Source organism: Serratia liquefaciens (assembly GCF_027594825.1).
Taxonomy (GTDB): Bacteria; Pseudomonadota; Gammaproteobacteria; order Enterobacterales; family Enterobacteriaceae; genus Serratia; species Serratia liquefaciens_A.
On record NZ_CP088930.1, the window covers coordinates 432,618 to 457,397 of the forward strand.

The 24,780-nt window shown below is 55.4% G+C and carries 21 protein-coding genes; 16 read left to right on the plus strand and 5 right to left on the minus strand.

Annotated elements, in window-relative coordinates:
* Positions 1-25: 25 nt before the first annotated feature.
* Positions 26-1,747 carry an ornithine lipid synthase OlsF gene (olsF, locus tag LQ945_RS01890; protein WP_044551443.1) on the minus strand — a complete coding sequence of 574 codons (1,722 nt, stop codon included), beginning with the start codon at positions 1,745-1,747 and terminating at the stop codon, positions 26-28.
* A 169-nt stretch (positions 1,748-1,916) separates the two neighbouring features.
* Positions 1,917-3,578, minus strand: a complete 1,662-nt coding sequence (locus LQ945_RS01895; RefSeq protein ID WP_270102164.1) for a DUF4091 domain-containing protein — start codon at positions 3,576-3,578, stop codon at positions 1,917-1,919.
* 465 nt (positions 3,579-4,043) lie between these two features.
* On the opposite strand from LQ945_RS01895, the gene LQ945_RS01900 reads away from it, so the two are divergent.
* From LQ945_RS01900 to uspE, 13 genes are all read left to right on the plus strand, one after another.
* Positions 4,044-5,297 (plus strand): ABC transporter substrate-binding protein, encoded by a 1,254-nt coding sequence (locus tag LQ945_RS01900; RefSeq protein ID WP_270102165.1) that lies wholly within the window; start codon positions 4,044-4,046, stop codon positions 5,295-5,297.
* Between the two features lie 81 nt (positions 5,298-5,378).
* Positions 5,379-6,317, plus strand: coding sequence for a carbohydrate ABC transporter permease (locus LQ945_RS01905; protein WP_020827041.1), 939 nt, complete (start codon positions 5,379-5,381; stop codon positions 6,315-6,317).
* Between the two features lie 12 nt (positions 6,318-6,329).
* Complete coding sequence (locus LQ945_RS01910) at positions 6,330-7,148, plus strand: carbohydrate ABC transporter permease (RefSeq protein ID WP_044551448.1); 819 nt, start codon at positions 6,330-6,332, stop codon at positions 7,146-7,148.
* Positions 7,149-7,170: 22 nt separating this feature from the next.
* Positions 7,171-8,283 (plus strand): ABC transporter ATP-binding protein, encoded by a 1,113-nt coding sequence (locus tag LQ945_RS01915; protein ID WP_262239498.1) that lies wholly within the window; start codon positions 7,171-7,173, stop codon positions 8,281-8,283.
* Between the two features lie 19 nt (positions 8,284-8,302).
* Positions 8,303-9,586 carry a Gfo/Idh/MocA family protein gene (locus LQ945_RS01920; protein ID WP_270102166.1) on the plus strand — a complete coding sequence of 428 codons (1,284 nt, stop codon included), beginning with the start codon at positions 8,303-8,305 and terminating at the stop codon, positions 9,584-9,586.
* An 18-nt stretch (positions 9,587-9,604) separates the two neighbouring features.
* Positions 9,605-10,513 carry an ROK family protein gene (locus tag LQ945_RS01925; RefSeq protein WP_270102950.1) on the plus strand — a complete coding sequence of 303 codons (909 nt, stop codon included), beginning with the start codon at positions 9,605-9,607 and terminating at the stop codon, positions 10,511-10,513.
* Between the two features lie 332 nt (positions 10,514-10,845).
* Entirely contained in the window at positions 10,846-11,616 is a 771-nt protein-coding gene (gene agaR, locus LQ945_RS01930) for a transcriptional repressor AgaR (RefSeq protein WP_044551455.1), read from the plus strand.
* 26 nt (positions 11,617-11,642) lie between these two features.
* Complete coding sequence (locus LQ945_RS01935; protein WP_044551457.1) at positions 11,643-12,809, plus strand: SIS domain-containing protein; 1,167 nt, start codon at positions 11,643-11,645, stop codon at positions 12,807-12,809.
* A gap of 9 nt (positions 12,810-12,818) precedes the next feature.
* Positions 12,819-13,673 carry a tagatose bisphosphate family class II aldolase gene (locus tag LQ945_RS01940; protein ID WP_182823080.1) on the plus strand — a complete coding sequence of 285 codons (855 nt, stop codon included), beginning with the start codon at positions 12,819-12,821 and terminating at the stop codon, positions 13,671-13,673.
* 324 nt (positions 13,674-13,997) lie between these two features.
* Positions 13,998-14,309, plus strand: a complete 312-nt coding sequence (locus LQ945_RS01945; RefSeq protein WP_270102167.1) for a hypothetical protein — start codon at positions 13,998-14,000, stop codon at positions 14,307-14,309.
* A gap of 215 nt (positions 14,310-14,524) precedes the next feature.
* Positions 14,525-15,049: a methylated-DNA--[protein]-cysteine S-methyltransferase gene (gene ogt / locus LQ945_RS01950; RefSeq protein ID WP_270102168.1), complete on the plus strand. Its 525-nt coding sequence runs from the start codon at positions 14,525-14,527 to the stop codon at positions 15,047-15,049.
* Between the two features lie 420 nt (positions 15,050-15,469).
* Complete coding sequence (locus LQ945_RS01955) at positions 15,470-16,234, plus strand: FNR family transcription factor (RefSeq protein WP_012145310.1); 765 nt, start codon at positions 15,470-15,472, stop codon at positions 16,232-16,234.
* Positions 16,235-16,361: 127 nt separating this feature from the next.
* Complete coding sequence (gene uspE, locus LQ945_RS01960) at positions 16,362-17,324, plus strand: universal stress protein UspE (RefSeq protein ID WP_020827051.1); 963 nt, start codon at positions 16,362-16,364, stop codon at positions 17,322-17,324.
* Between the two features lie 53 nt (positions 17,325-17,377).
* On the opposite strand, the gene pntB is transcribed toward uspE, so the two are convergent.
* Positions 17,378-18,772, minus strand: a complete 1,395-nt coding sequence (gene pntB / locus LQ945_RS01965) for a Re/Si-specific NAD(P)(+) transhydrogenase subunit beta (protein ID WP_044551474.1) — start codon at positions 18,770-18,772, stop codon at positions 17,378-17,380.
* A gap of 10 nt (positions 18,773-18,782) precedes the next feature.
* Entirely contained in the window at positions 18,783-20,312 is a 1,530-nt protein-coding gene (gene pntA, locus LQ945_RS01970; RefSeq protein ID WP_270102169.1) for a Re/Si-specific NAD(P)(+) transhydrogenase subunit alpha, read from the minus strand.
* A 539-nt stretch (positions 20,313-20,851) separates the two neighbouring features.
* On the opposite strand from pntA, the gene ydgH reads away from it, so the two are divergent.
* Together ydgH and LQ945_RS01980 are read left to right on the plus strand one after the other, a co-directional pair.
* Positions 20,852-21,802: a DUF1471 family protein YdgH gene (gene ydgH, locus LQ945_RS01975; protein WP_048758739.1), complete on the plus strand. Its 951-nt coding sequence runs from the start codon at positions 20,852-20,854 to the stop codon at positions 21,800-21,802.
* A gap of 245 nt (positions 21,803-22,047) precedes the next feature.
* Complete coding sequence (locus LQ945_RS01980) at positions 22,048-23,439, plus strand: amino acid permease (protein WP_182823068.1); 1,392 nt, start codon at positions 22,048-22,050, stop codon at positions 23,437-23,439.
* 28 nt (positions 23,440-23,467) lie between these two features.
* Here LQ945_RS01980 and LQ945_RS01985 read toward each other — a convergent pair whose 3' ends face one another.
* The gene (locus LQ945_RS01985; protein ID WP_044551483.1) at positions 23,468-23,884 is read right to left on the minus strand and encodes a hypothetical protein; all 417 of its coding nucleotides are present in this window, start codon (positions 23,882-23,884) and stop codon (positions 23,468-23,470) included.
* A 126-nt stretch (positions 23,885-24,010) separates the two neighbouring features.
* Here LQ945_RS01985 and folM point away from each other — a divergent pair, with 126 nt between their 5' ends.
* Positions 24,011-24,733, plus strand: a complete 723-nt coding sequence (folM, locus tag LQ945_RS01990) for a dihydromonapterin reductase (protein WP_262239487.1) — start codon at positions 24,011-24,013, stop codon at positions 24,731-24,733.
* Positions 24,734-24,780 lie beyond the last annotated feature (47 nt).

Below are 24,780 nucleotides of genomic sequence, written 5' to 3' on the forward strand. Positions count from 1 at the left end.
CAAAAACGCATGAGCGCCTTGCCAATTACTCTATGCACGCCTCCTGCGGCTGATGCACTGCGATGTAACGTTGGAAACGCGCCGGTTTAAGCCGCGTAAGATCGACCAGCACCAGCCCATCAATACAGTTATTGAAGGCCGGATCGGTGCCAAAATCAATGAACTGCACCCCGCCCGGTTCACACAGTTCGGTATATTGTTTATACAGCGTGGGGATGGAACAGCCGATATTGCTCAGCAGGCTTTTTAGCCGCACCAGATCTTCCTGATAGTTATCGCCGGCAAACTGCGCCAGCACCTGAGGTAACGAGGCAGGGTACGGCTGCCGAGACTGCGCCAGCGCACTGTCCGGCGAGAAATACAGCCGGTAGAAGGCGATCAGCAGATCGCGCGCCGTTACCGGCATTCCACCTGAAATGGACACCGGGCCAAACAAATAGCGGTACTGCGGGTACTTCGCCAGGTAGGCGCCAATGCCCAGCCACAGGTAGTCCAAGCCCCGCTTGCCCCAGTAGGCCGGCTGAATGAAACTGCGGCCCAGCTCAATGCCCTGCGCCAGGATCGGCGCCATATCGCGGTCATAATGGAACAGGCTGTTGCTGTAAATGCCTTCCAGACCCTTGCGTTCCAGCTGCTCGGCGGTAGGAATAAAGCGGTAAGCGCCGACGATCTCCAACTCATCCGCATCCCACAGCACCAGGTGGTAATAGTCGTCGTCATAGCTGTCCAGATCGCGGCGGCGACCGGAACCTTCCCCCACCGCACGGAAAGCGATTTCGCGCAGGCGTCCCAGCTCACGCAAGATAGGCGTACGCGCTTCATCCTGACGGCGATACAGGAAGATGATTTTGCCGTCCGGGGTCACCCCCAGCCGCTCGCAGTTTGCCAGCGCTTTCTTCAGCTCCAGCCGGTCTTCCGCCAAGGCGATCGGGGATTCGCTGGCAAATAGTCCTTCTTTACCCTGCCCCAGGCGATAAACATGTCGGCGGAAACGTTCCGCCAGATCTTTCGCGCTGGTATGGCCGTCGTGCCAGTTGGCAAAGGGAATACGCCCACCCACGCGGATTTTGATGCGCCCGCCCTGTTGCTGGAACATTTCGCGCACCAGCAATAGCGTGGACAGTGGGCGATAAACCAGGGAGGTGAAGTAGAACAAATTGCTGTTACGGGCGCTGATGTGGATCGGCACAATCGGGGCGCGCGCCTTGGCCGCCAGACGCAAGAAACCGGTATGCCAGTGCCCGTCGCGAATGCCTTTCGGGCTCATGCGCGACACTTCGCCGGCGGGGAACAAAATCAACGCCCCTTGCTTGTCCAATTGCGCCTGCATGCCTTCAATTTGCTTGCGGCTGGTCTTGTAGCCGACGTTGTCCACCGGCACGAACAGGCTGCGCAGCGGTTCGATATAGGTCAGCAGTTGGCTGGCCACCACTTTGACATCCGGCCGCACCGCCGCGACCGCACGCAGCAGCACCAGGCCGTCAAGTGACCCTATCGGGTGATTAGCCACCAGCACCACCGGCCCCTGGCTCGGAATGTTTTCCAGGTCGCCATCCACCAGTTCACAACTGAGGTTGAAGTAGTCCACCACCTGCTCGATCAGATCCAAGCCTTTCAGATGGGGATAGTCGGCGGCAAACTGTTTGAATTCTTTTTCGAAGAGTAAAGTTCTCAGCAGGCTACGCTGCCAGGCAGGGGTATTGCGGTGTGGAAATGCATCATGCAACAGAGAGTCCAAGCTAAACATCGCGTTATCTCCTGGCTTAGTCGCTGCAAAATTAAGCCAGCGCTATGACCCTAACATGTCAGTAACATGACAAAAAAATGAAATCCCTCGACCTATCAGGTATAGCAAATTATTGAAAACTTGGTGGCGACACTCTGCCTGTCGCCCCCCTCGCCGCATTTTATGCCCATTAAATCAGCGCTTCGATCCGCTGATTCACCGCTTCACGCAGCCGCAGCAGCGGTGCTGCCTGATGCGGATAACGTTTAAAAGTGATACGCATCCCCAATTCCTGTTCAATCAACGCCTCTACCCTGTTGCGGTCCGTCAGGCTTTCCAACAGCTGCAGCGCCCGCATGTCCTGCAACCCCTGATGCAGCACCCGTAACCGCAGCGACTCCACCGGCGTCAGGTTTTCGCCGGGGTAAACCACAAAGGCGTCGCCGGAAGGAAACGCATTTCGGCAATCGGTCACCGCATAGGGGTTAAGTTTTTCTCGCGAATGGCCGCTGTTATAGAAGTTGAACCCCCAGTGCAGAAAACCGCTGATGTTGTACAGGTAAAGCTGGATGCCCAGAATACGATTACGCGCCGAAGGCTGAGCAAAGAAACGGTTGGCTACCTCGGTCTTTTGCACGCAGCAGTAATAGGCCCACAAGCCCGGAACCTGATGCTCAAGAAAAGCGTCTATATGATCGGTAGCGGCCACCGGCGTTTCCACCAGTCCTTGCTGGTAAAAAGCGTAGTCTGACAGCGCGTCAAAAGTGCGGAACCCGGCCAGCAGCGGGCGCAAGGCGGCAACGGCTCGCTGATAAACGGCAATGTTCTCCAGCGTCGGCTCATCCGAGATATGGAACCAGACCTGCTGTTGCAACTGCCGCTCGCGCAACCAGGCGGTCAACGCCGGCAACAGCGCCTGCAAAAACTGTTGATACTCCTGCGCGTGGGCGTCGGTGTGCCAGCCGAACAGCGGGCAAAGTTCGCCGTCGATCTCCACCAAAATTTTTGGCGCGTGCGCCGCGCCCCACTGGGTGAATAACGGGGCAATCTCAAAGTGTTCAATGCCCTCTTCCTGCGCCATATCCACCCACTGGGCCAGCCGCTGGAAATCAAACCGATAACCCTGCGCGGAACGCTGTACGCCAATCAACTGAACCGTGGTGCGTTCACCGCCGACGGCGGTATCCAGCGGAGGCGTGAAAATCGGCGTCAGCAGCATGTTTACGCCGCTGTTGACCGCGCAGCGGACAAGGTTGCGCACCGCCTGCCAGTATTCGGGGCTGAACACGGGAACGCGGTAATAATCCGCCAGACAATCGGTATGTACCCACTCGGTATGCAACAGGGTTTGCGGCGGCAGTTCGGCCGGAACGATATGCAGCGTCAGCACGGCGCTGGCCAGGGCTTCGCCGCTGATAACATCAAACAAGGTCAGTTTAAGCGGGTAGTCCCCGCCTGCCACCGGCGTAGACGGCGGCGTAAAGGTCAGCCAAAGGCAGCCGTAATAATTGTTGGCGACAAAGAAACGCTGCTCGGCCAGCGGTATCAGCGGATCGGGAAATAACCCCGGTTCGGTACGCAGATAGTTCTTATCGGTCTGGGCATAACAGGGAAAGTGGCTGGGTACCGATTGCACCTGACGCACGCTGATATACTCCGCCAGGGATCCCTCAAGACGGTAGCTTAATTCACGTCGAGTTTCGTTATCTGCCCGATGAAGGCAATAGACTCCCTGCCAGGAAAGCATTTCATTGCTCAGGCCACTCAACTTATTTATTTGATCAATCTGTGGTGCATTACGGCTGTGGAATATCTTTTCCAGACTGTGAGTAAAGGTCAATGAAAGGCGCATAGCAGTAATCTCGCTCTAATGGGGAAATACCGATGAGTGATTTTCAGGCTAAACCCTTTTATCGATTCAAACAATAGTGGTCATTCGAAAAACGGCGTTTTAGACGAGACAAAGCTTGCCGATGCAATTTTTTTGTTTATTTGCATCACAAAAATGAAAGATACCCAGGCATGCACAATAAAAATATTTTTAATCCCCATTATGGTGCAAGGGTTATCACTTATTCCTATGACCCCAAAGGCCAGTCATTGCCGTATGGCAGGGCTAAAACCGCCGCAAAAGGTTAACGAATTGTGAACAAGTAACGCTTTCGGTTTACCCGCCAACCCTTTCGATCTTAACAACATCGAAACATTCGCGCCCCATTTTTGGGCAGAACGGGGTGTATTGACACATTGAAAGTTAAGGGATAGAAAGAATTCACGTTACGAAAATATTTATTCGTCGTCCACCGAGGGGAAAGCAATGTCACCGATAAAAAATACCGGCCGTCTTCTGGCGCACTCTGCCATTGCGACGGCATTATTATTGCCGACCATGTTATATGCCGCCGATCAAATAACTTTGCGTTATGCCGTGTGGGACAGAAATCAATTACCGGCCGAGCAGGAAATCGCCAAGCGCTTTGAAAAAGAAAACCCCAATATCAAAATATCCATAGAATTAACGCCGTCGGCACAATACTTCGTTAAATTGGATTCCGCCGCAGCCGGTGGCGTAGCGCCAGATATATTCTGGATAAATATGCCTTATTTTGTTCAATATGCCAAAAACGGCATTATGCAACCTTTAACACCTTATATTAGCGGCAGCGGCGTCAAATTAAATGACGTGGTCGCCAGTTCGGTAAAAGCCTATCAGTATGACGGCCAACAGATGGCTATCCCGCGCGACGTGGACTCCATTGCGGTGTGGTACAACAAAAAGCTGTTCGATCAGGCCGGTGTCAGCTACCCCACCAGCGACTGGAACTGGGACGATCTGAAAACCAAAGCTGCCGCCTTGAAAACCGGCCTGAAAGGCGGCGCCTTCCCGTTGGTGATGGACCTTAGCATCGACGGCCAGGACAGCTACATGAACCTGCTGTTCCAGAACGGCAACCACATCGTACCGAAAGACGGCCAGCCGACCGACATCGCCAACGACAAGTCCATCTGGGTCTATCAGCAGCTGCAGTCAATGATGAAAGACGGGCTGATGCCCAGCGCCCAGCAGATGAGCGAAGTCAAAACCGAGAACATCTTCCAGTCCAACCGTGCGGCCATGGTGTATGCCGGCTCGTGGTTGGCGGCCCCCTTCGCCAACAATCCGTTGATTAACGACCATATCGGCGTGGTAATGATGCCGAAAATCGAACGTCAATCCGGCGTGGCGCACAGCCTGGCGTTCGCCATGTCCGCCAACAGCGCCCATAAGCAAGAAGCCTGGAAATACATCGAGTTTATGAGCACCGAAGCTTCGCAAACCGAGTTGGCGAAAGTGGTGATCCCGGCCAATAAAGTGGCGGCGAAAGCCTGGGCGGCGGAGATCAAGAAGGTCGATGTCACGCCTTATATCGACACCCTTAACGTGACTGAGGCCTACCCAACCGCCGGGACCAATACGCCAAAATGGCAGAACATGTGGATAGCCAGTCTGAAGAAAATCTTTATGGGCGCGGATGCCAAACCTGAGATGGATAAGTCGGTCAAGAAGATCGAACGCATCATGGAGCAGTAATCGCCCCGTGCCGGCGGCGCCTGCCCGAAGGCGCGCCGGCAGCGGAACCCCGCAAAGCCGTTACAGCTGAGGAATGGCAACATGTCGCTGGCAGATACCTACGGTGCCCTAAAACAACAAAAAAGCATCCCACGTCCAGCGCTCAGCCGCCTGGAGCGCGCCGAGCGTTTTTGGGGTTGGGTGATGATTTTACCGCTGTTGATTGGGTTGACGGTGTTTTACTTCATCCCTTTTTTGCAGAACATCTTTTACAGCTTTACCGACCTCAATCAGTTTATGCGCTGGAGCACCCTCAGCGTCGATAACTACGTCAATCTGTTTGAAGACGACGATTTCTACACCGCCGCCGGCAACACCCTGTTCTATGTGGTGGTGTGTGTACCGGTCAGCCTAAGCCTGTCGCTGCTGCTGGCCATTGGCCTCAACCAAAACATCCGCGGCAAGGCGCTGTTGCGCACCCTGCTGTTCCTGCCGGCGGTCACCATGCCCGCCGCGGTGGCGATGGTGTGGCAATGGCTGTTCAACAAGGACTTCGGCCTGATTAACCAGGCGATTGGGCAACTGGGTATTTCACCGGTGGCCTGGCTATCCGATCCGGACGTGGTGCGCATCAGCGTTTCCATCATCATTATCTGGTCGTCGCTGGCGCTGAAAATCATCATTTTACTGGCCGGTTTGCAGAGCATTCCACGCCAGCTGTATGAGGCCGCCGATATCGATGGCATCAGCACCCTGCGTCGCTTCTTCTGTATCACCCTGCCGATGATGGTCCCGACGCTGTTCTTCGTTTCGGTAATGAGTTTTATCGAGATCCTGCAAATCTTTGACGTGGTGTTTTTGATGTTCGACCGCGCGCTGGTGGAAAGCGACGTGATGACCGTCACCAACCTGTTCTACAAATACGCCTTTTACCTGCAGGAGAAAGGTTACGCCTCCGCCATCACCGTGGTGCTGTTCGCCGTCACCCTGCTGATCACCCTGATTCAAATGATGATTGGCAAACGCCTGAAAGTGAGCTGAGGAGCCGCGACGATGAGCATAAGTAAAAGAACGCTGGTGTATCTGTTTATGGTGTTGGCGGCGTTGGCTTCGGTCGTGCCGTTTATCTGGATGCTGGTCACTTCGCTGAAAACTCAGGCCGAGAGTATCCAGATCCCGCTGACGCTGCTGCCGGCCCACCCCAGCCTGCAGGCCTACGGTAAGATCATGCGCGAAATCCCCTTCGCCGATTTTTATCTGAACTCGCTGTTGGCCACCTTTTTCACCGTCACCCTGCAAATGGTGATCGCCACCATGGCCGCCTACGGTTTTTCGCGCCTGCATTTTCGCGGCCGAGATGCGGTGTTTCTGGTGTGTATTTCCATCCTGATGGTGCCCGGGCAAGCCTTTTTGATCCCGCAATTTCTGGTGGTGCAAAAGTTGGGGCTGGTGAACAGCATCACCGGGCTGGTGCTACCGGGCATCTTCAGCATTTATGCCACTTTCCTGCTGCGCCAGTTCTTCCTCGCGGTACCGAAGGAGATGGAGGAAGCGGCGCTGATTGACGGTTACAGCTACTTCGCCATCTTCTGGCGCATCATGCTGCCGCTGATCCGGCCTGGCATTATCGCCTGCATCATCATCAACGGCCTGTGGAGCTGGAACAACCTGATGTGGCCGCTGATCGTCAACACCACCACCGAGAAGCTGACGTTGCCGGTCGGGCTGGCGTCGCTGTCTAGCCGCGCCGGGGTGGAGTACCCGCTACTGATGGCCGGGGCGCTGATGGCAGTGATCCCCATGCTGATGCTGTTCATTCTTTTCCAACGTTACTTCATCCAGGGCATCGCCAGCGCTGGGGTAAAAGGCTAACCGCGAACACAAGGTAAATAACATGGCCGGTATTCAGTTAAACAATGTGAAGAAGGTATACCCCAACGGTTTCAATGCGCTGCACGGGGTCGATCTGGACATTAAAGACGGCGAGTTTATGGTCTTCGTCGGGCCGTCCGGCTGCGCCAAATCTACCCTGCTGCGCATGATAGCCGGGCTGGAGAGCGTCAGCGAAGGCCAGATCCTGATCCACGATCGCTGCGTCAACGACACCATGCCAAAAGATCGCGGCATCGCCATGGTGTTCCAGAACTATGCGCTTTACCCGCACATGACGGTCTACAAGAACATGGCGTTCGGCCTGATCGGCAAGGAAAGCAAAGCCGAAATTGACCGTCGGGTGCGTGATGCCGCAGAAAAGCTGGAGATCACCAACCTGCTGCAGCGCAAACCGGGTCAGCTGTCCGGTGGGCAGTGCCAGCGCGTGGCGGTCGGCCGCGCCATCGTGCGTAAACCCAAGGTGTTTCTGTTCGACGAACCGCTTTCCAATCTGGACGCCAAGCTGCGCGTCTCGATGCGCGTCCAACTGATCGAGCTGCATAACCAACTGAAACAGGAAGGTGCCGCCGCCACCATGGTGTACGTCACCCACGATCAGGTGGAGGCGATGACCATGGGCGACCGCATCTGCGTGATGAACCGTGGCGCCATTATGCAGGTGGATAAACCCATCAACCTGTACCACCAGCCCGCTAACCGCTTCGTCGCCGAGTTTATCGGCAGCCCGTCGATGAACTTGCACGACATGGCAGTGACGCGTAGCGCGCAGGGCATTGGGCTGCGCATCGGCAATGAATATCCGCTCGAACTGCCGCCGGCACTGCAACAACAGTTGGAAAATTATCCGCACTCGCGCGTGTGTCTGGGCATTCGGCCAGAGTCACTGCGGTTGTGCGCGCCCGGCAGCAGCAACTGCTTCCCGGCGAAGATTGTCACCATCGAACGCATGGGCAACGAAGAGTTGCTGCACTGCGAACTGGCTGAACTGCGCTTTGTGCTGCGTATGGCGTCGCAACCAGACTGGGAGCCACGTCTGGGAGAACAGATCCACCTGGCTTTCGATCTGACCCGTGCTCACCTGTTTGATGAAATCAGCGGCCAAAACCTCAAATAACAAGATCGGAGAACGAGCAATGTCGTCAGCTAAACAAAATGGTTTTGCCGGTCGTCCGGTTCAGGTTCTGGTGATTGGCGCCGGGGCGCGCGGTGAAATTTACTCGCGCTACGCGTTGGCGCATCCGGATTTAATGCAGGTGGTGGCGGTAGCCGAACCGCGTGATGTTTATCGACAGCAGTTCGTCGAACAGCACGGTATTTCGGCGGATAAGGTGTTCACCGACTGGCGACAGGCCGCCGACGCTGGAAAACTGGCCGATGCGGTGTTGATCTGCACCCAGGACACCCTGCACCTGGAACCGGCGCTGGCTTTTGCCAAACAGGGTTATGCCATGCTGCTGGAAAAACCGCTTTCGCCGGTGGCCGCCGAGTGTCGTACCATCGTGGAAGAGGTGGTGCGCCAGAAGCTGATTTTCTCGGTCGGCCACGTGCTGCGCTATACGCGCTACACCCAAAAGCTCAAGCAACTGCTGCGCGATAACGTGATTGGCGACATCGTCAGCCTGCAGCATCTGGAACCGGTGGGCTACTGGCATCAGGCCCACTCCTTTGTTCGCGGCAACTGGCGCAACGACAATGAGGCCGCCTTTATGCTGCTACAGAAGTCCTGTCATGACATCGACTGGATCCGTTACATCATGGAACTGCCCTGCGAACAGGTCAGCTCGTTCGGCGGTTTGCGCCATTTTCGCCAGGAGAACCAGCCGGCCGGTGCGGCAGACAACTGCCTGGACTGCTCCGTGGAAGCCAGTTGTCCCTACTCCGCCAAACGTATTTACCTTGGCGAGGATCACAAGGCCACGCCGGGTTTCATGCGGGTGCTGACGCCGGAGGTGAGCCAATCGCACCTGCGGGCGGCGCTGCGTGACGGTCAGTATGGCCGCTGCGTCTACCGCTGCGACAATAACGTGGTCGATCACCAGGTGGTCAATATGCAGTTTGCCGGTGGCCGCACCGCCTCCTTCACCATGACCGCCTTCACCCGGCTGGAAGATCGCAAAACCCGTATTTTCGGCAGCCACGGCTGTCTCGAGGGCGACGGTCGTTATATCCGTATCACTTCATTCGTTGACGACAGTGAAAAAGTGTACGACGTCGAAGAGGCCGACGATCTGCACGCCATGTCCGGCCACGGCGGCGGCGACTACTACCTGATGCAGCATTTCATTGAGGCGATCCGCACTAACGATCCTTCACAGGTGCTGTCCGGACCGGCTGAAACGCTGGAAAGTCATCTGATGGTCTTCGCTGCGGAACGCGCGCGCCGCGAATCTGCGGTAATTACCCTGAGTGGAGCCTGAAACGTGGAAATATCACAGATGCGTTACGGTTTCGACATCGGCGGCACCAAGATTGAAATGGCGGCCTACGATCGTCAATTGCGGCAGGTGCTGTGCCAACGGGTCAGCACGCCTACCGGCGATTACCGCGCGTTTTTGTCCTGCATCCAGCAATTGGTCGACCATGCCGATCGCGAGCTGCACACCCAGGGCAGCATCGGCATCGGCTTGCCGGGCGTGACCGATCCCCGCAGCCGCAAGCAGCTGGCGGTTAACGTCCCCTGCCTCACCGGACACTGCCTGGCGGACGATTTGGCCCATGAACTGGCGCGGCCGGTTGAAATTGAAAACGACTGTCGCTGCTTTGCCCTTTCCGAGGCCAGTACCCCGCAAACCGAGCATCTGGCGCTGGTCTTCGGCGCCATCATCGGCACCGGTGCCGGCGGCGGGCTGGTGATGAACAAGCAATTGCACAAAGGTCGCAACGGGCTGGCCGGCGAATGGGGCCATACGCCGATCTCTGCCCAGTTGGCGCAACGTTACGATTTACCGTTGTTTACCTGCAACTGCGGCCTGACCGGCTGTTTTGAACGCTACGTTTCCGGCAGCGGTCTGCTGGCGCTAAGCCGCCATTTCGGCCACCGCGCCGACAGCGTACCGGCGCTGATCGCCCATTACCGGCACGGAGATCCGCTGGCGCAGCGGCTGATAGCAATGTACGTCGATATTCTGGCCAGCGCCCTGGCAGGGCTGCAATTGCTGCTCGATGTCGACGCCTTCGTGCTCGGCGGCGGATTGTCGAACGTCGGGGAGCTGTACGCCCTGCTACCGCCGGCCATGAGCGCCTGGCTGTTGCCGGGCGCCGAACCGGCAGCAGTCTATCCGCCAGTGCACGGTGACAGCAGTGGCGTACGGGGGGCCGCATTATTACGCCAAAGCTGGCAATAAAAAACAGTGAAACGCCAGACGGGAATAAATGAATGTCGTGGCTTTCATCCTGCTTTCGACAAATTACCCCAGGCGGTGAGTTGCCGCCTGATAAATAACGGATTACCGCTTTTCACTTTATTTTCCGGCTGCTTTCGGTTGATGACCAATCGAAAGGAAAAATAAATATAACCAGTTGATACATATAGTTTTTTATGAATTTATCGGTTGCATTTCATTGTTTCGTTTGCTGTAATTTGCCACGAACAACTGAAAGCACTCCTGTCAGATTAGCTGCGACGCATTGCGCCGCGGCGGGGTATGACTACAGCTAAATCGGGAGTCTCGCGTTAATGATCAATACCGTAAAACGACGGGAATTAATTATCGACCAGCTTTGTCGCGAAGGTTCGGTGCGCGTCGAGCAACTCAGCGCCCAGTTTTCTGTTTCCAGCGTCACCATCCGCAGCGATCTGCGTCAGCTGGAAAAAAGCGGCTGTGCGGTGCGCGCTTATGGCGGCGCAATGCTCAATAAACAGTTTGCCTTCGACCGCCCGTTGCAAGACAAGGGCCGTATCAATCGCGACGTGAAATACGCCATTGCCTGCGCCGCGGCGGAATTGGTCAACGACGGCGATGCCATCATTCTCGACTCCGGCTCCACCACCAGCCAGATGGCACAGCAACTGGCCGGCAAGAAAGACCTGGTGGTGATGACCAATGCGCTGAACATCGCGTTCGAACTGGCCAACAACGAACAGGTTGATCTGATGGTGGTGGGCGGCAGCGTGCGACGCAAATCCTGGTCACTGTATGGCCCGGCGGCGGAGCAGCATATGCGGCAGTTTCGTTTCGACAAGCTGTTTCTCGGCGTCGACGGTTTTGACCTGCTCAGCGGTATCACCACGCCAGATCCCGGTGAAGCGCAGCTCAACCGGGCGATGTGCGACGTAGCACGCGAAGTGATCGCCGTCGCCGATGCCAGCAAATTCGGTCGCACCAGCTTTTGCATGATCCGTGAAATTGGCCAAATCCAGCGTTTGGTCACCGACAGCCGCATCCCGGAAAACTACCTGCATGCGCTGAACCATTTAGGTGTCGACGTGATTATCGCCGACCGTTAACCGAGGCTTTTTAAGGAGTTTTCAACATGAACGGTTATTTTGCTTACGATGCGGGCTGGCTGGAACAACGACATGCGCTGCATACCGCACGTGAGATCTGGCAACAGCCGGACTTATGGCAGGCGCTGCATCGACAGCTGCAGGAGCAGCAGGCCTTGTGGCAGCCTTTCCTTGCTCCGTTGCTGGCCAATCCTCGCCTACAGATTGTGCTTTGCGGTGCTGGCAGCTCGGCCTTCGCCGGCCGTGCGTTAGCGCCCTGGCTGCGAGAAAAAACCGGTCGTGACGTGGTGGCCTATGGCACCACCGATATCGTCGCCAACCCACACCAATATCTGGATCTGACGCGCCCAACGCTGCTGGTGTCCTTTGCCCGTTCCGGCAACAGCCCGGAAAGCGTAGCCACCGTGGAGCTGGCCGACCAACTGCTGCCGGAAAGTTACCACCTGATGCTGGTCTGCAACCCGGACAGCCAATTGGCGCACTATGCCCATCAGCGCGATAACGTCTGCTCGTTGGTGATGCCGCAAGGCTCCAACGATCAAAGCTTCGCCATGACTTCCAGTTTCAGCTGCATGATGTTGTCCGCCGCGCTGTTGCTCGGGCCGCACTCCCTTGCCGAGGCCCAACGGCCACTCGCGACCATGGTGGCGCGCTGCCGCGAACTGCGTGAAACGCTGCAACCGCAGGTAAAAGCGCTCGCTGCCAGCGGTTTTCGACGCTACATCACGCTGGGCGGCAGTTGTTTCACCGGACTGGCGGAAGAGGCTTCGCTGAAGATGCTGGAACTGACTGCCGGGCAGATTGTCACCCGCTACGACTCGCCGCTTGGCCTGCGCCATGGGCCCAAATTTATGGTCGATGACCAAACGTTGGTGCTGCTGATGTTCTCCAGCGGTGACTACGCCCGCCAGTACGATCGCGATTTGTGGAACGAGTTGCATCGCGATGGTCTGGCGATGCAGATGGTCGGCTTAACCGGCAGTGCGCAGCCGGTATCGGACATGATGCTGAACCTGCACCATGCCGAAGACGACGTCTGGCTGCTGTTCCCTTATCTGTTATTCACCCAAATGCTGGCCTTTGAAAGCTCGCTGGCGCTTGGCATGACGCCGGACAACCCATGCCCGACCGGTGAAGTGAACCGGGTGGTTAAAGGCGTCACCATTTACCGTTATCCGTCTTCTGTGGCGTAAGGAATCTCTATGTACCTGATATCCAACCGCGAAATGCTGCAAAAAGCGCAGCGCCAGGGTTATGCCGTGCCGGCGTTCAACGTGCATAATCTGGAAACCGTGCAGGTGGTGGCGGAGACCGCCGCCGAATTGCGCTCGCCGGTGATCATGGCGGGCACGCCAGGCACCTTCAGCTATGCCGGCACCGACTATTTGATCGGTATCTGTCAGGCGGCCGCACACCGTTACGATCTGCCGTTGGCGCTGCATCTGGACCATCACGAAGAGATGGACGATATCGAATACAAGGTCAAAAGCGGCATTCGTTCGGTGATGATCGACGGCTCACATCTGCCGTTCGAACAGAACATCGCCAAAGTGGCTGAGGCCGTCGCCTTGTGTCACCGCTACGGCGCCAGCGTTGAGGCAGAGCTGGGCCGTCTCGGGGGCCAGGAGGATGATCTGATTGTCGACTCCACCGACAGCTTCTTCACCGATCCGGCCGCCGCACGCGAGTTTGTCACCGCTACCGGCATCGATTCGCTGGCGGTGGCCATCGGATCGGCTCATGGGCTGTACCACGGCGAACCCAAGCTGGACTTCGACCGCCTGGCGTTGATCCGCGAGCAGGTCGATATTCCACTGGTGCTGCACGGCGCATCCGGTATTCCTGAAGCCATGGTGAAACGCGCCATTTCGCTGGGGGTGTGCAAAGTCAACGTGGCTACGGAACTGAAAATCGCCTTTGCCGACGCAGTGAAAAGCTACTTCTCCCAACATCCCGATGCCAACGATCCGCGAAAATACATCGTGCCCGGCAAGCTGGCGATGAAAGAAGTTGTGGCTGAGAAAATCCGCATCTGCGGCAGCAGCGGCATGCTGTAACGCAGCATAAATCACCAATCCTGACCGCAGTTTCAGTCTCAACTGCGGTCAGCGCCCGTTTTCCATCGTGATACAGTTCACAGTAAAACCGCCACACCTCCTCCCAAATCATTAAGCCGACTTCACTATGATCTAAATCATGGTTTTGCTTCACCCCCCTCACTATTATCAAATCCATTGGCACGAAAAATTAAGAATAGTATATAAAACTTTTTTTACTGGATATGCATTGCATTCCAACTTCGGCACCATGCAACGCCTCTGATTAATGCTGATTCAACTGGAAGTACTTATTTTTAACTTCATTTTAAAAAGGAATTAATAATGAAAAAATCACTTATGGCGTTAGTCCTCTTGGCCGTTCTTCCAGCCACTTTGCAAGCAGCACAAAACCCCAGCCACCCTGTGGCTTCTGGCACCATTCGCTTTGTTGGTGAAATCACGGCACCGGCATGCAGTATCAAGCATTTAAATGAAGGGATCATTTCGAATTGCTTCGGTATAAAATCAGCAAACAAAAGCGGTCAAATTACCACCACATTAAACAACATGCCGCCAGAATTAGTTTCCAACGTGACCACTGAGATCGTCAATAATAACGACCGTCTCAAGAACATCACGATAAGCTATAAGTAACCCTGGGGGTTTCTTTAACGTTCCTGTGGTGATCTGACTAAAACAACCTTTATATTTTATAAATTTATTTTATAGATTGCAGCATAAGTCAGTCTTATTCAAACCGCGCTTTCAGATGGGCAACCCAGAGTTGCCCATCTTCATGTCCGGAATCCGCCATCGCCACGCCAAGTTTCGTGCAATAATCTGCCCATCAAACGAGAGGAGTGATCAAAATGCAGACTTTTTTTATTGATCGTATGGCGACGCCGGTGGGTGAACTGGTACTGATTGCCGATGAGCAGGACCGCTTGCGCGCTATCGACTGGACTGAACATGAAGTCCGCCTGATGAAGCTGCTGAATACCCATTACCGAGCCGATCGTTTCCAACTGGTAGACAAACGCAATCCCGGTGGCCTGACCGATGCCATGCAGCGCTATTTTTCCGGTGAACTGGATGTGATCAACGATCTGCCGGTCATGACGGCCGGCACTGAGTTCCAGCGCAGCGTCTGGCAGCAACTGCGCCAGATCCCGTGCGGCGAGATCATCACCTACGGTGAACTGGCTAAGCGTATCGGTCGCCCGACGGCTTCACGCGCGGTGGGAATGGCCAACGGTTCCAACCCCATTAGCATCGTAGTGCCCTGCCACCGGGTGATTGGCTCACAGGGCGCGTTGACCGGCTATGCCGGTGGCGTTCAGCGCAAACAGTGGCTGTTGAAACACGAAGGCTACTTGCAGAGCGACCTGCTTTAATTCAACCCACCGGAGTAGCGCAGATCACTATGGGCTATTCCGGTGGCTAACAGGTCATGTCAGCCAAAAGTTCTGTGCGGCAAAAATTGGCATGAGCACGATCGGTTTTCGCCGGCAGCGCGAACAAATATTGGCCTCCCCCTGCCAAAAGGCGCTCAAAAGACAGGGTTAAATGCTGCTTACTGAAAAATACGCTGCGCTACCCCTCATTTCTTGCCGATGCAGAGCGCCAACCGTGACAACCGTTGCCGAGCGTAACTAGCAAATAAATCGAAATATTTCAGGTAACTACAGAATAAACGGCTGTGAGATCGCTTAATATTCGCACAGAATTCCCCCGTTCTTATTAATGCCACCCTTATCACCTGCCGGAAAAGATGTTAAAATTGACGCATATCAATTATTGAATGAGCGTAATCTATGATCCCGGAAAAACGCGTGATTCGTCGTATCCAGTCTGGTGGTTGTGCGATCCATTGTCAGGATTGCAGTATCAGCCAGCTGTGTATTCCTTTTACTCTTAATGCGCACGAGTTGGACCAGCTCGACAACATTATCGAAAGGAAAAAGCCTATCCAGAAGGGCCAGACCCTGTTCAAGGCCGGCGATGAACTGAAATCGCTGTACGCTATCCGCTCCGGGACCATCAAGAGTTATACCATCACCGAACAGGGCGACGAGCAAATCACCGGCTTCCACCTGGCGGGCGATCTGGTCGGTTTTGATGCTATCGGCGGTCTGAAGCACCCGAGCTTCGCTCAGGCGCTGGAAACCTCCATGGTATGCGAAATCCCATTCGAAACGCTGGATGACCTCTCCGGTAAAATGCCTAATCTGCGTCAACAGATCATGCGTCTGATGAGCGGCGAGATTAAAGGCGACCAGGACATGATCCTGCTGTTGTCGAAGAAAAATGCCGAAGAGCGTCTGGCGGCATTCGTCTATAACCTGTCGCGCCGCTTTGCGGAGCGGGGTTTCTCACCGCGCGAGTTCCGCCTGACCATGACCCGCGGCGATATCGGTAACTACCTCGGCCTGACGGTTGAAACCATCAGTCGCCTGCTGGGCCGCTTCCAGAAAAGCGAAATTCTCAGCGTTAAAGGCAAATACATCACCATCGAAAATGTCGACGCCTTGTCCGTACTGGCCGGTACACCACGCATTAACGTCACCGTAAACGCCTGATCCCTATGCTGGGTTAATCATTCGACAGAATTATTGACCCAGCACACCTCTGCCGCTGTTCTGTTTTTCAATGTTGGGTTACTCTGTAAATTGACAGACTGTTGATTTTCAGCTGTAAGGAGGCCCTATGGCGAAGTATCAGAATCTTCTGGTGGCTATTGACCCCAATCAGGACGACCAGCCGGCGCTGCGCCGGGCGGTATACCTGATAAAACGCAATGGCGGGCGCATTAAGGCCTTCCTGCCTATTTATGACTTCTCTTACGAGATGACGACCCTGCTCTCCCCGGACGAAAGAACGGCAATGCGGCAAGGTGTTATCAGCCAGCGCGCCGCCTGGATCACCGAGCAATGTCGTTTTTATCTCGACGAAGGCGTGCCCATCGAAATCAAAGTGGTCTGGCATAACCGTCCTTATGAGGCGATTATTCAGGAAGTGATCGCCGGCAAACACGATCTGCTGCTAAAAATGGCGCACCAACACGACCGTCTTGAATCCGTCATTTTCACCCCAACTGATTGGCATCTGTTACGCAAGTGCCCGTGCCCGGTGTGGATGGTCAAAGATCAGCCCTGGCCTGAAGGCAGTAAAGCGGTGGTTGCGGTTAACCTGGCTAGTGAAGAACCCTACCACGACCCCTTGAATATCAAACTGGTGCAGGAGACCGTCGAGTTGGCGCACAATGTCAACCAAACGGAAGTGCATCTGGTCGGCGCTTACCCCGTCACCCCTATCAATATCGCCATTGAACTGCCTGATTTTGATCCCAGCGTCTACAACGATGCCATCCGCGGACAGCATCTGATTGCCATGAAGGCGCTAAGACAGAAATTCGGCATTAACGAAGAGTTTACCCACGTCGAAAAAGGCCTGCCGGAGGAGGTGATCCCCGATCTGGCGGAACATTTGCAGGCGGGCGTCGTGGTGTTGGGCACGCTGGGCCGCACCGGTATCTCGGCGGCGTTTATCGGCAATACCGCCGAACATGTGATCGACCATCTGAAATGTGACCTGCTGGTGATTAAGCCAGAAAACTTCAATTGCCCGATCGAAGTTGACGAAGATGATGAGCACGACGATGAAGATTGATGTCTGACGCATAAAAAAACGGGCCGGAAGGCCCGTTTTTCATTGCTGGTACGTTACGCCTGCAGCGCTCGCAAGATCGCTTCCACACTCTCTTTGGCATCGCCAAACAGCATCTGGGTGTTGTCTTTAAAGAACAGCGGATTCTGCACGCCGGCGTAACCGGTGTTCATAGAACGTTTGAAGGCAATGACATTCTGCGCCTTCCACACTTCCAGTACCGGCATGCCGGCGATCGGGCTGCGCGGATCTTCCAGCGCGGCCGGGTTCACCGTATCGTTGGCGCCAATCACCAGCACGGTATCGGTATCCGGGAAATCTTCGTTGATTTCATCCATTTCCAACACCACGTCGTAAGGCACCTTGGCTTCCGCCAGCAGTACGTTCATGTGGCCCGGCAACCGCCCGGCAACCGGGTGAATACCGAAACGTACTTTGATGCCGCGCGCACGCAGTTTCTCGGTGATTTCCGCCACCGGATACTGCGCCTGGGCGACCGCCATGCCATAGCCTGGGGTGATGATGACCGAAGTGGAGTTCTTCAACTGTTCGGCAACCTCTTCCGCGGTCGTTTCGCGATACTCACCCATTTCTTCCGCATTACCGGTCGAAGAACCGTCGGTACCGAAACCGCCGGCAATCACGCTGATAAACGAACGGTTCATCGCCTTACACATGATGTAAGACAGGATGGCCCCCGAAGAACCCACCAGTGCCCCGGTCACGATCAGCAGATCGTTGCTAAGCATGAAGCCCGCCGCGGCCGCTGCCCAGCCCGAATAGGAGTTGAGCATCGACACCACCACCGGCATATCTGCGCCGCCGATGGAAGCCACCAGATGCCAACCAAACGCCAGAGCGATAGCGGTCATCAGCACCAGCGCCACGGCCTGCCAACCCACGCTGTCGGCGCGAACAAACACCACCAGCAACAGGAAGGAGATGACCAGCGCCGCCAGGTTCATTTTGTGACGGTTAGGCAAGGCCAAAGGTTTGGATGAAATGATGCCACGCAGTTTACCGAAGGCGACAATCGAACCTGTGAAGGTCACCGCACCGATAAAGATACCGAGGAACACTTCGGTCAGATGGATGTTTTCCATCACCGGTTCCATCGGCGCGCCGTGATCCAGATAGCTGTTCAAGCCCACCAGTACCGCCGCCAGGCCGACAAAGCTGTGCAGTACCGCCACCAGCTCTGGCATTTCGGTCATTTCGACCTTTTTCGCCAGATAGACCCCAATGGAACCACCGATAATCATCGCGATGATGATCCAGCCTACGTTGCCGGAATCCGGTCCCAGAATGGTGGCGATCAGCGCAATCGCCATCCCTGCGATACCAAACAGGTTGCCCCGCTTGGACGTTTCATGGCGCGATAACCCCGCCAGGCTGCAGATAAATAAAATAGCGGCAACAATGTATGCAGCTGTAACTAATCCTCCAGACATGTGCTACCCCTTAGTTCTTGCGGAACATCTTCAGCATGCGCTGAGTGACGGTGAATCCACCAAAAATGTTGATGCTGGCGATCAGCACGGCGATAAAGGAGAGGAAACTCACCCAACCGCCGTGGCCAATCTGCAATAACGCACCGACCACGATAATCCCTGAGATCGCATTGGTGACCGACATCAACGGGGTATGCAATGCATGGCTGACGTTCCACACCACGTAGTAACCTACCACGCAGGCCAGCGCAAACACGGTAAAGTGAGACAGGAACTCTTTCGGCGCGGCGTCTGCCAACCAGCCAAACAGAATAATCGCCAATGCCATCAGGCCATACTTCAGCCAAGGTGATACCGGTTTTGCCTCCGGCTTGGCGAGCGGGGCCGCCGCCTGCGCCTGTTTTGGCTGGGCAGAAACCTGGATTGGCGGTGCCGGCCAGGTGACTTCACCGCTGCGCACCACGGTCACACCGCGGATCACGGTGTCTTCGAAGTCGACGTCAATTTCGCCATTTTTCTCTTTCGACAGCAGCTTCAGCAGGTTAACCAGGTTGGTACCGTAAAGCTGCGAGGATTGAGTCGGCAAACGGCTCGGCAGATCGGTATAGCCAATGATTTTCACGCCGTTATCGGTAACGGTCACGCGGTCGGCCACGGTCAGTTCGCAGTTACCCCCGTTTTGTGCGGCCAGATCGACGATCACGCTGCCCGGTTTCATCGAAGCCACCATTTCTTTGGTGATCAGCTTCGGTGCCGGCTTGCCCGGGATCAGCGCCGTGGTGACGATAATGTCAACCTCTGCCGCCTGCGCGGCAAACAGCGCCATCTCTGCTTTGATAAAGGCTTCGGACATCACTTTGGCGTAGCCATCGCCGCTGCCCGCTTCTTCCTCGAAATCCAACTCGAGGAATTCCGCCCCCATGCTCTGCACCTGCTCTTTGACTTCAGGGCGAGTGTCGAAGGCGCGAACAATGGCCCCCAGGCTGCCGGCGGCACCGATGGCCGCCAAACCCGCTACGCCGGCACCGATGATCATCACCTTGGCCGGTGGAACCTTGCCGGCGGCGGTGATCTGGCCGGTAAAGAAGCGGCCAAACTCATGCGCGGCTTCAACAATTGCCCGGTAGCCCGCGATATTCGCCATAGAACTCAGTGCGTCCATAGACTGTGCGCGTGAGATACGCGGCACCGAGTCCATCGCCATCGCGGTGACGTTGCGTTCGGCCAGCTTCGCAATCAGTTCGGGGTTTTGCGCCGGCCAGATAAAGCTGACCAGGGTGCTGCCCTCACGCATTAACGCGATCTCGTCCTCAAGCGGCGCGTTAACCTTCAAAATCAGATCCGACTGCCACACTTCGGCAGTGTCGGCGATCTCAGCCCCAGCGGCTTGATACGCGCCATCGTCAAAACTTGCCAGTTTGCCCGCCCCGCTTTCAATCGCGACGGTAAAGCCCAGCTTCAGCAATTGTTCCACCGTTTTCGGCGTTGCTGCGACCCGGGCTTCATTGGCCAACCGTTCTCTTGGTACACCAATACGCATAATGTTCCCTTCTCACCTGTCTTTGATGATGTTTATTATCGTCCTGCCCATAGCGATGGCGCCGGCTGACAGGCCTTTGCTTACGCTTGTCGGCATCGAATTAAGGCACCCTCTATAACCTACTGAAAATATGATCGATGATCCATAATTGCTTACGCATTCAGGTCTGTTTTTACATAAAAACCCGGCTAACGACATGACAAATCGCAATTTAAAGTTAAAAAGCCTGTTGGAATGCCGCTTTAGCGGCCAGATTGCAATAGCATCCGGTGCGCGGATATCTGGCACGACGCGGCTGTCGCGCATAAAAGTTATAAAATTGTGAATAATTAACACTTATGACATCAAAGGCTTTATTATTGAAACTTATGGCGATACTGCGCAGAATGACGGACATCATTCTTCAGGGAATTTGTCTCATGAGATGACATAAAATGCTGAGACACTGCTCGAGATTACATGTAATAATCGGCGGCTGAATTACACCTAAACAGTTCAGCACGTTATAAACGTTAATGCGCTAGGCGAAAGGATTTTTTATGAAGCTGAAGAACACGATCATCGCGTCAGCCTTGTTATCACTCACTGCGCTGTCCGCTCATGCGGCGCAAGAGTTAACTCCTGAAAAAGCAGCGGCGTTGAAGCCGTTTGATCGCATCACGATTACCGGCCGCTTTAATGCCATCAATGAAGCTGCTGATGCCATTTCCCGCCGTGCAGACAAACTGGGTGCCGACGCCTTCTACATCCAGGACAGCAACAATAGCAACAACGGCGGCAACTGGCGCGTCACCGCCGATCTTTACCACAAAGATGCGCCGGAAGTGAGCAAAGAACCGAAATACCGCGTGATTAACGGCGTTACTGAACTGCCGAAAGAACAAGCCTTCCTGCTGGAGCCTTACGATACGGTAAGCGTCAGCGGCTTCTACCGCAGCCAGCCTGACATCAACGACGCCATCACCAAAGAAGCGAAAAAGAAAGGTGCAGCGTCCTTCTTTATCGTGCGTCAGGTTGATGCCAACCAGGGCGGCAACCAGTTCATTACCGCCTATATCTACAAAGCCGATGCGCCTAAACGTACCGTTCAGAATCCGGATGCCATCCCGGCCGACTCTGAAGCCGGCAAGGCCGCCTTGGCTGCCGGTGGTGCCGCCGCCGCCAATGTGGAAATTCCGGGTGTAGCCTCTTCTGGTTCGCCAAGCCGTGACGTAGGCCGTTTCTTCGAAACCCAGTCTTCTACCGGTAAACGTTATACTGTCACCTTGCCTAACGGCACCAAGATTCAGGAAGTGAACAACGTGACCGCCGCGCAGATGGTGCCGTTTGACTCAGTGACCTTTACCGGCCACTTCAACAGCATGACCGACGTTTCTACCGAAGTGGCGAAACGCGCGGCTGAGAAAGGCGCCAAGTACTACCACGTAACCCGCCAGTGGCAGAACAAGAGCGGCGGCAACCTGACCGTCAGCGCTGACCTGTTCAAATAAGTTTCACTTTGCGGTTTACCATCGGGCAGCCATTGAGCTGCCCGTTTTTTTTGCCTCGCTTGCCGCCTGCCAGTTGAATAATTTTTTGCAAAAATCGCATATTCAATCATTGCATCCGCAGAGATCCATCCGTAGAATTTGCGCGAATTTTTAGGGCTATTGTCTATTTGTTCAGTAATTATCATTACGTTGTTACTGTCTGGCAGTTCGCTCCCAGTTGTTTATTCTGCGTTCAGGATCCGTCATTGGAAAAGAAACTAGGTCTTACCGCGTTAACCGCATTGGTGCTCAGCTCAATGCTGGGCGCTGGGGTTTTCAGCCTGCCGCAAAACATGGCTCAGGTCGCCAGCCCGGCCGCCCTGCTGCTGGGGTGGGCGATTACCGGTGTCGGCATCCTGTTTCTGGCTTTTGCCATGCTGTTGCTCACCCGCCTGCGGCCCGATCTGGACGGCGGTATTTTCACCTACGCGAAAGAAGGCTTCGGCGAACTGGTCGGCTTCTGCTCCGCCTGGGGCTATTGGCTGTGCGCCGTTATCGCCAATGTTTCTTACCTGGTGATCGTATTTGCCGCACTGAGTCTGTTCACCGATCGCGGCGGCGAGGTCATTTTAGGTGACGGCAATACCTGGCAGGCGCTGCTGGCTGAGTCGCTGCTGCTGTGGATTGTGCATGCGCTGGTGCTACGCGGCGTGCAAACCGCGGCCAGCATCAATTTGGTCGCCACTCTGGCCAAGCTGTTGCCGCTGGGGATGTTTGCCGTATTGGCGGCGGTTGCATTCAAGATGGACGTCTTCACGCTGGACTTCCACGGCGTCGCGCTTGGCCAACCGGTGTGGGAGCAGGTTAAAAATACCATGCTGATCACCCTGTGGGTGTTCATTGGCGTTGAAGGCGCAGTGGTGGTTTCGGCGCGGGCACGCCATAAAAAAGATGTGGGCCGCGCCACCATGCTGGCCGTGGTATCTGCATTGGCAGTCTATCTGCTGGTGACGCTGCTCTCATTGGGGGTGGTACCGCGCAGCGAATTGGCCGAGATGCGCAATCCATCAATGGCGGTGCTGATGGTCGATCTTATTGGCCCATGGGGTAATGTGATTATCGCCGCCGGCCTGATCGTCTCGGTATGCGGCGCTTACCTGAGCTGGACGATCATGGCTGCCGAGGTGCCGCTGCTGGCGGCGCAACACGGCGCCTTTCCTAAAATATTCTGCAAACAGAACAAGAACCACGCGCCTTCGGCTTCGCTGTGGCTGACCAACCTCGCGGTACAGTTCGCGCTGGTGCTGATCTGGCTGACCGGCAGCAACTACAACTCGTTGCTGACTATCGCTTCGGAAATGATCCTGGTGCCCTATTTCCTGGTCGGCGCCTTCCTGTTTAAGGTAGCGATCCGTCGTCAGGACAAGCGGCTGATGTTTGCCGCAACGGGCGCCTGCCTGTATGGCATTTGGCTGCTCTATGCGTCAGGCTTGATGCATCTGCTGATGTCGGTGCTGCTGTATGCGCCTGGGCTGTTGGTGTTTATCTATGCAAGGCGCGGACATGGTGATGTCAAATTGCTGAATCAGCTGGAGAAAGGCAGTATTTTTCTGTTGCTGGTGGCCACAGTGCCGGCCGGCTGGTTTATGCTGCAGTAGTGAAAAACGGCCGGGTGACACCACCCGGTCAGTTAGTTTGGGACAGGCCCAGGCTGATGCTCATGCGTTCCCCCACCTGAGAGATAATCACTCCCTCGACGCACTCTTGCTGGATGGCCGCCAACTGTTGCGCATCCAGCGCGTACGGCAGTTTGATGTCGAACACCGCCAGCCCCTGCTGCTGCGCCAGATCGATCAGGCGCACGATGTTGGTTTCGTCGCTGACCTGGGTGGAAACCACCTGCAGCGCCAACGCCTTCAACTGCTCTTTCCGCGTTTGTGAAGCGGAAGCCTGCGATTTCAATACCATGCCAAAAAATGGCATCACGCCATAGATTGCATCAACAAAGCGCCAGTGCTTCTTGCACGATGCGGACAGAAAATCCATGTAATCGAAACAGATTTTCTCACTGCGGGCGACGGGTGCAAGGTGACTACTGTTCATCCCTTCCTCTCATTGCCGGTGTATGACATCCTGAAATGGATAATCGATGCGAAGCTTTAACGAATTTCCGCCGTATAATGGCATAATTCCCCTATTGTTTGCCAGTCTGTCCAGGAGCTTTAATCAATGGAACCTCACAACTCTGCACCGGTCCTGATCACCGGCGGCGCACGTCGGATTGGGCTGGCCCTGGCCAGGTCATTCTTGCAACGCGATATCCCGGTGATCATTGCCTATCGCAGCAGCTATCCGGCGCTGAGCGAACTGAAAAAACTGGGAGCCACCTGCATACAGGGGGATTTTGCAACCCATGACGGCATTTACCGTTTCGCCGAACAGGTAAGGCAAACAGCCCCGAAACTTCGTGCGGTGATCCACAACGCCAGCGCCTGGCAGGCCGAATCCGCAGAGGTGCCACCGGAACAGGTGATGGCGGCGATGCTGCAAATTCACGTTTATACACCCTACCTGCTGAACCAACTGCTGGAGCCCTGCCTGCTGGGCCAGGGCCAGGCTGGTGCCGATATCATTCACCTGACTGATTATGTGGTGGAGAAAGGCAGCGACAAACACATCGCCTATGCCGCCAGTAAAGCTGCCCTGGACAATATGACCCGCTCTTTTGCCCGCAAGTTGGCACCGGAGGTCAAGGTCAACGCCATCGCGCCGGCGCTGATCATTTTCAACCCGGGCGACGACGAGCATTATCGTCAGCAGGCACTGGCAAAATCGCTGATGAAAATCGCCCCCGGCGAGAGTGAAGTGGTCAATCTGGTGAACTACTTGCTGGAGAGCCGCTACGTCACCGGCCGCACCCATGGCGTAGATGGCGGAAGGCCGCTGCGCTAACGCATGATCTGCATGGCGTATCGCGGAGCCCCGCGCTATGCTGAATT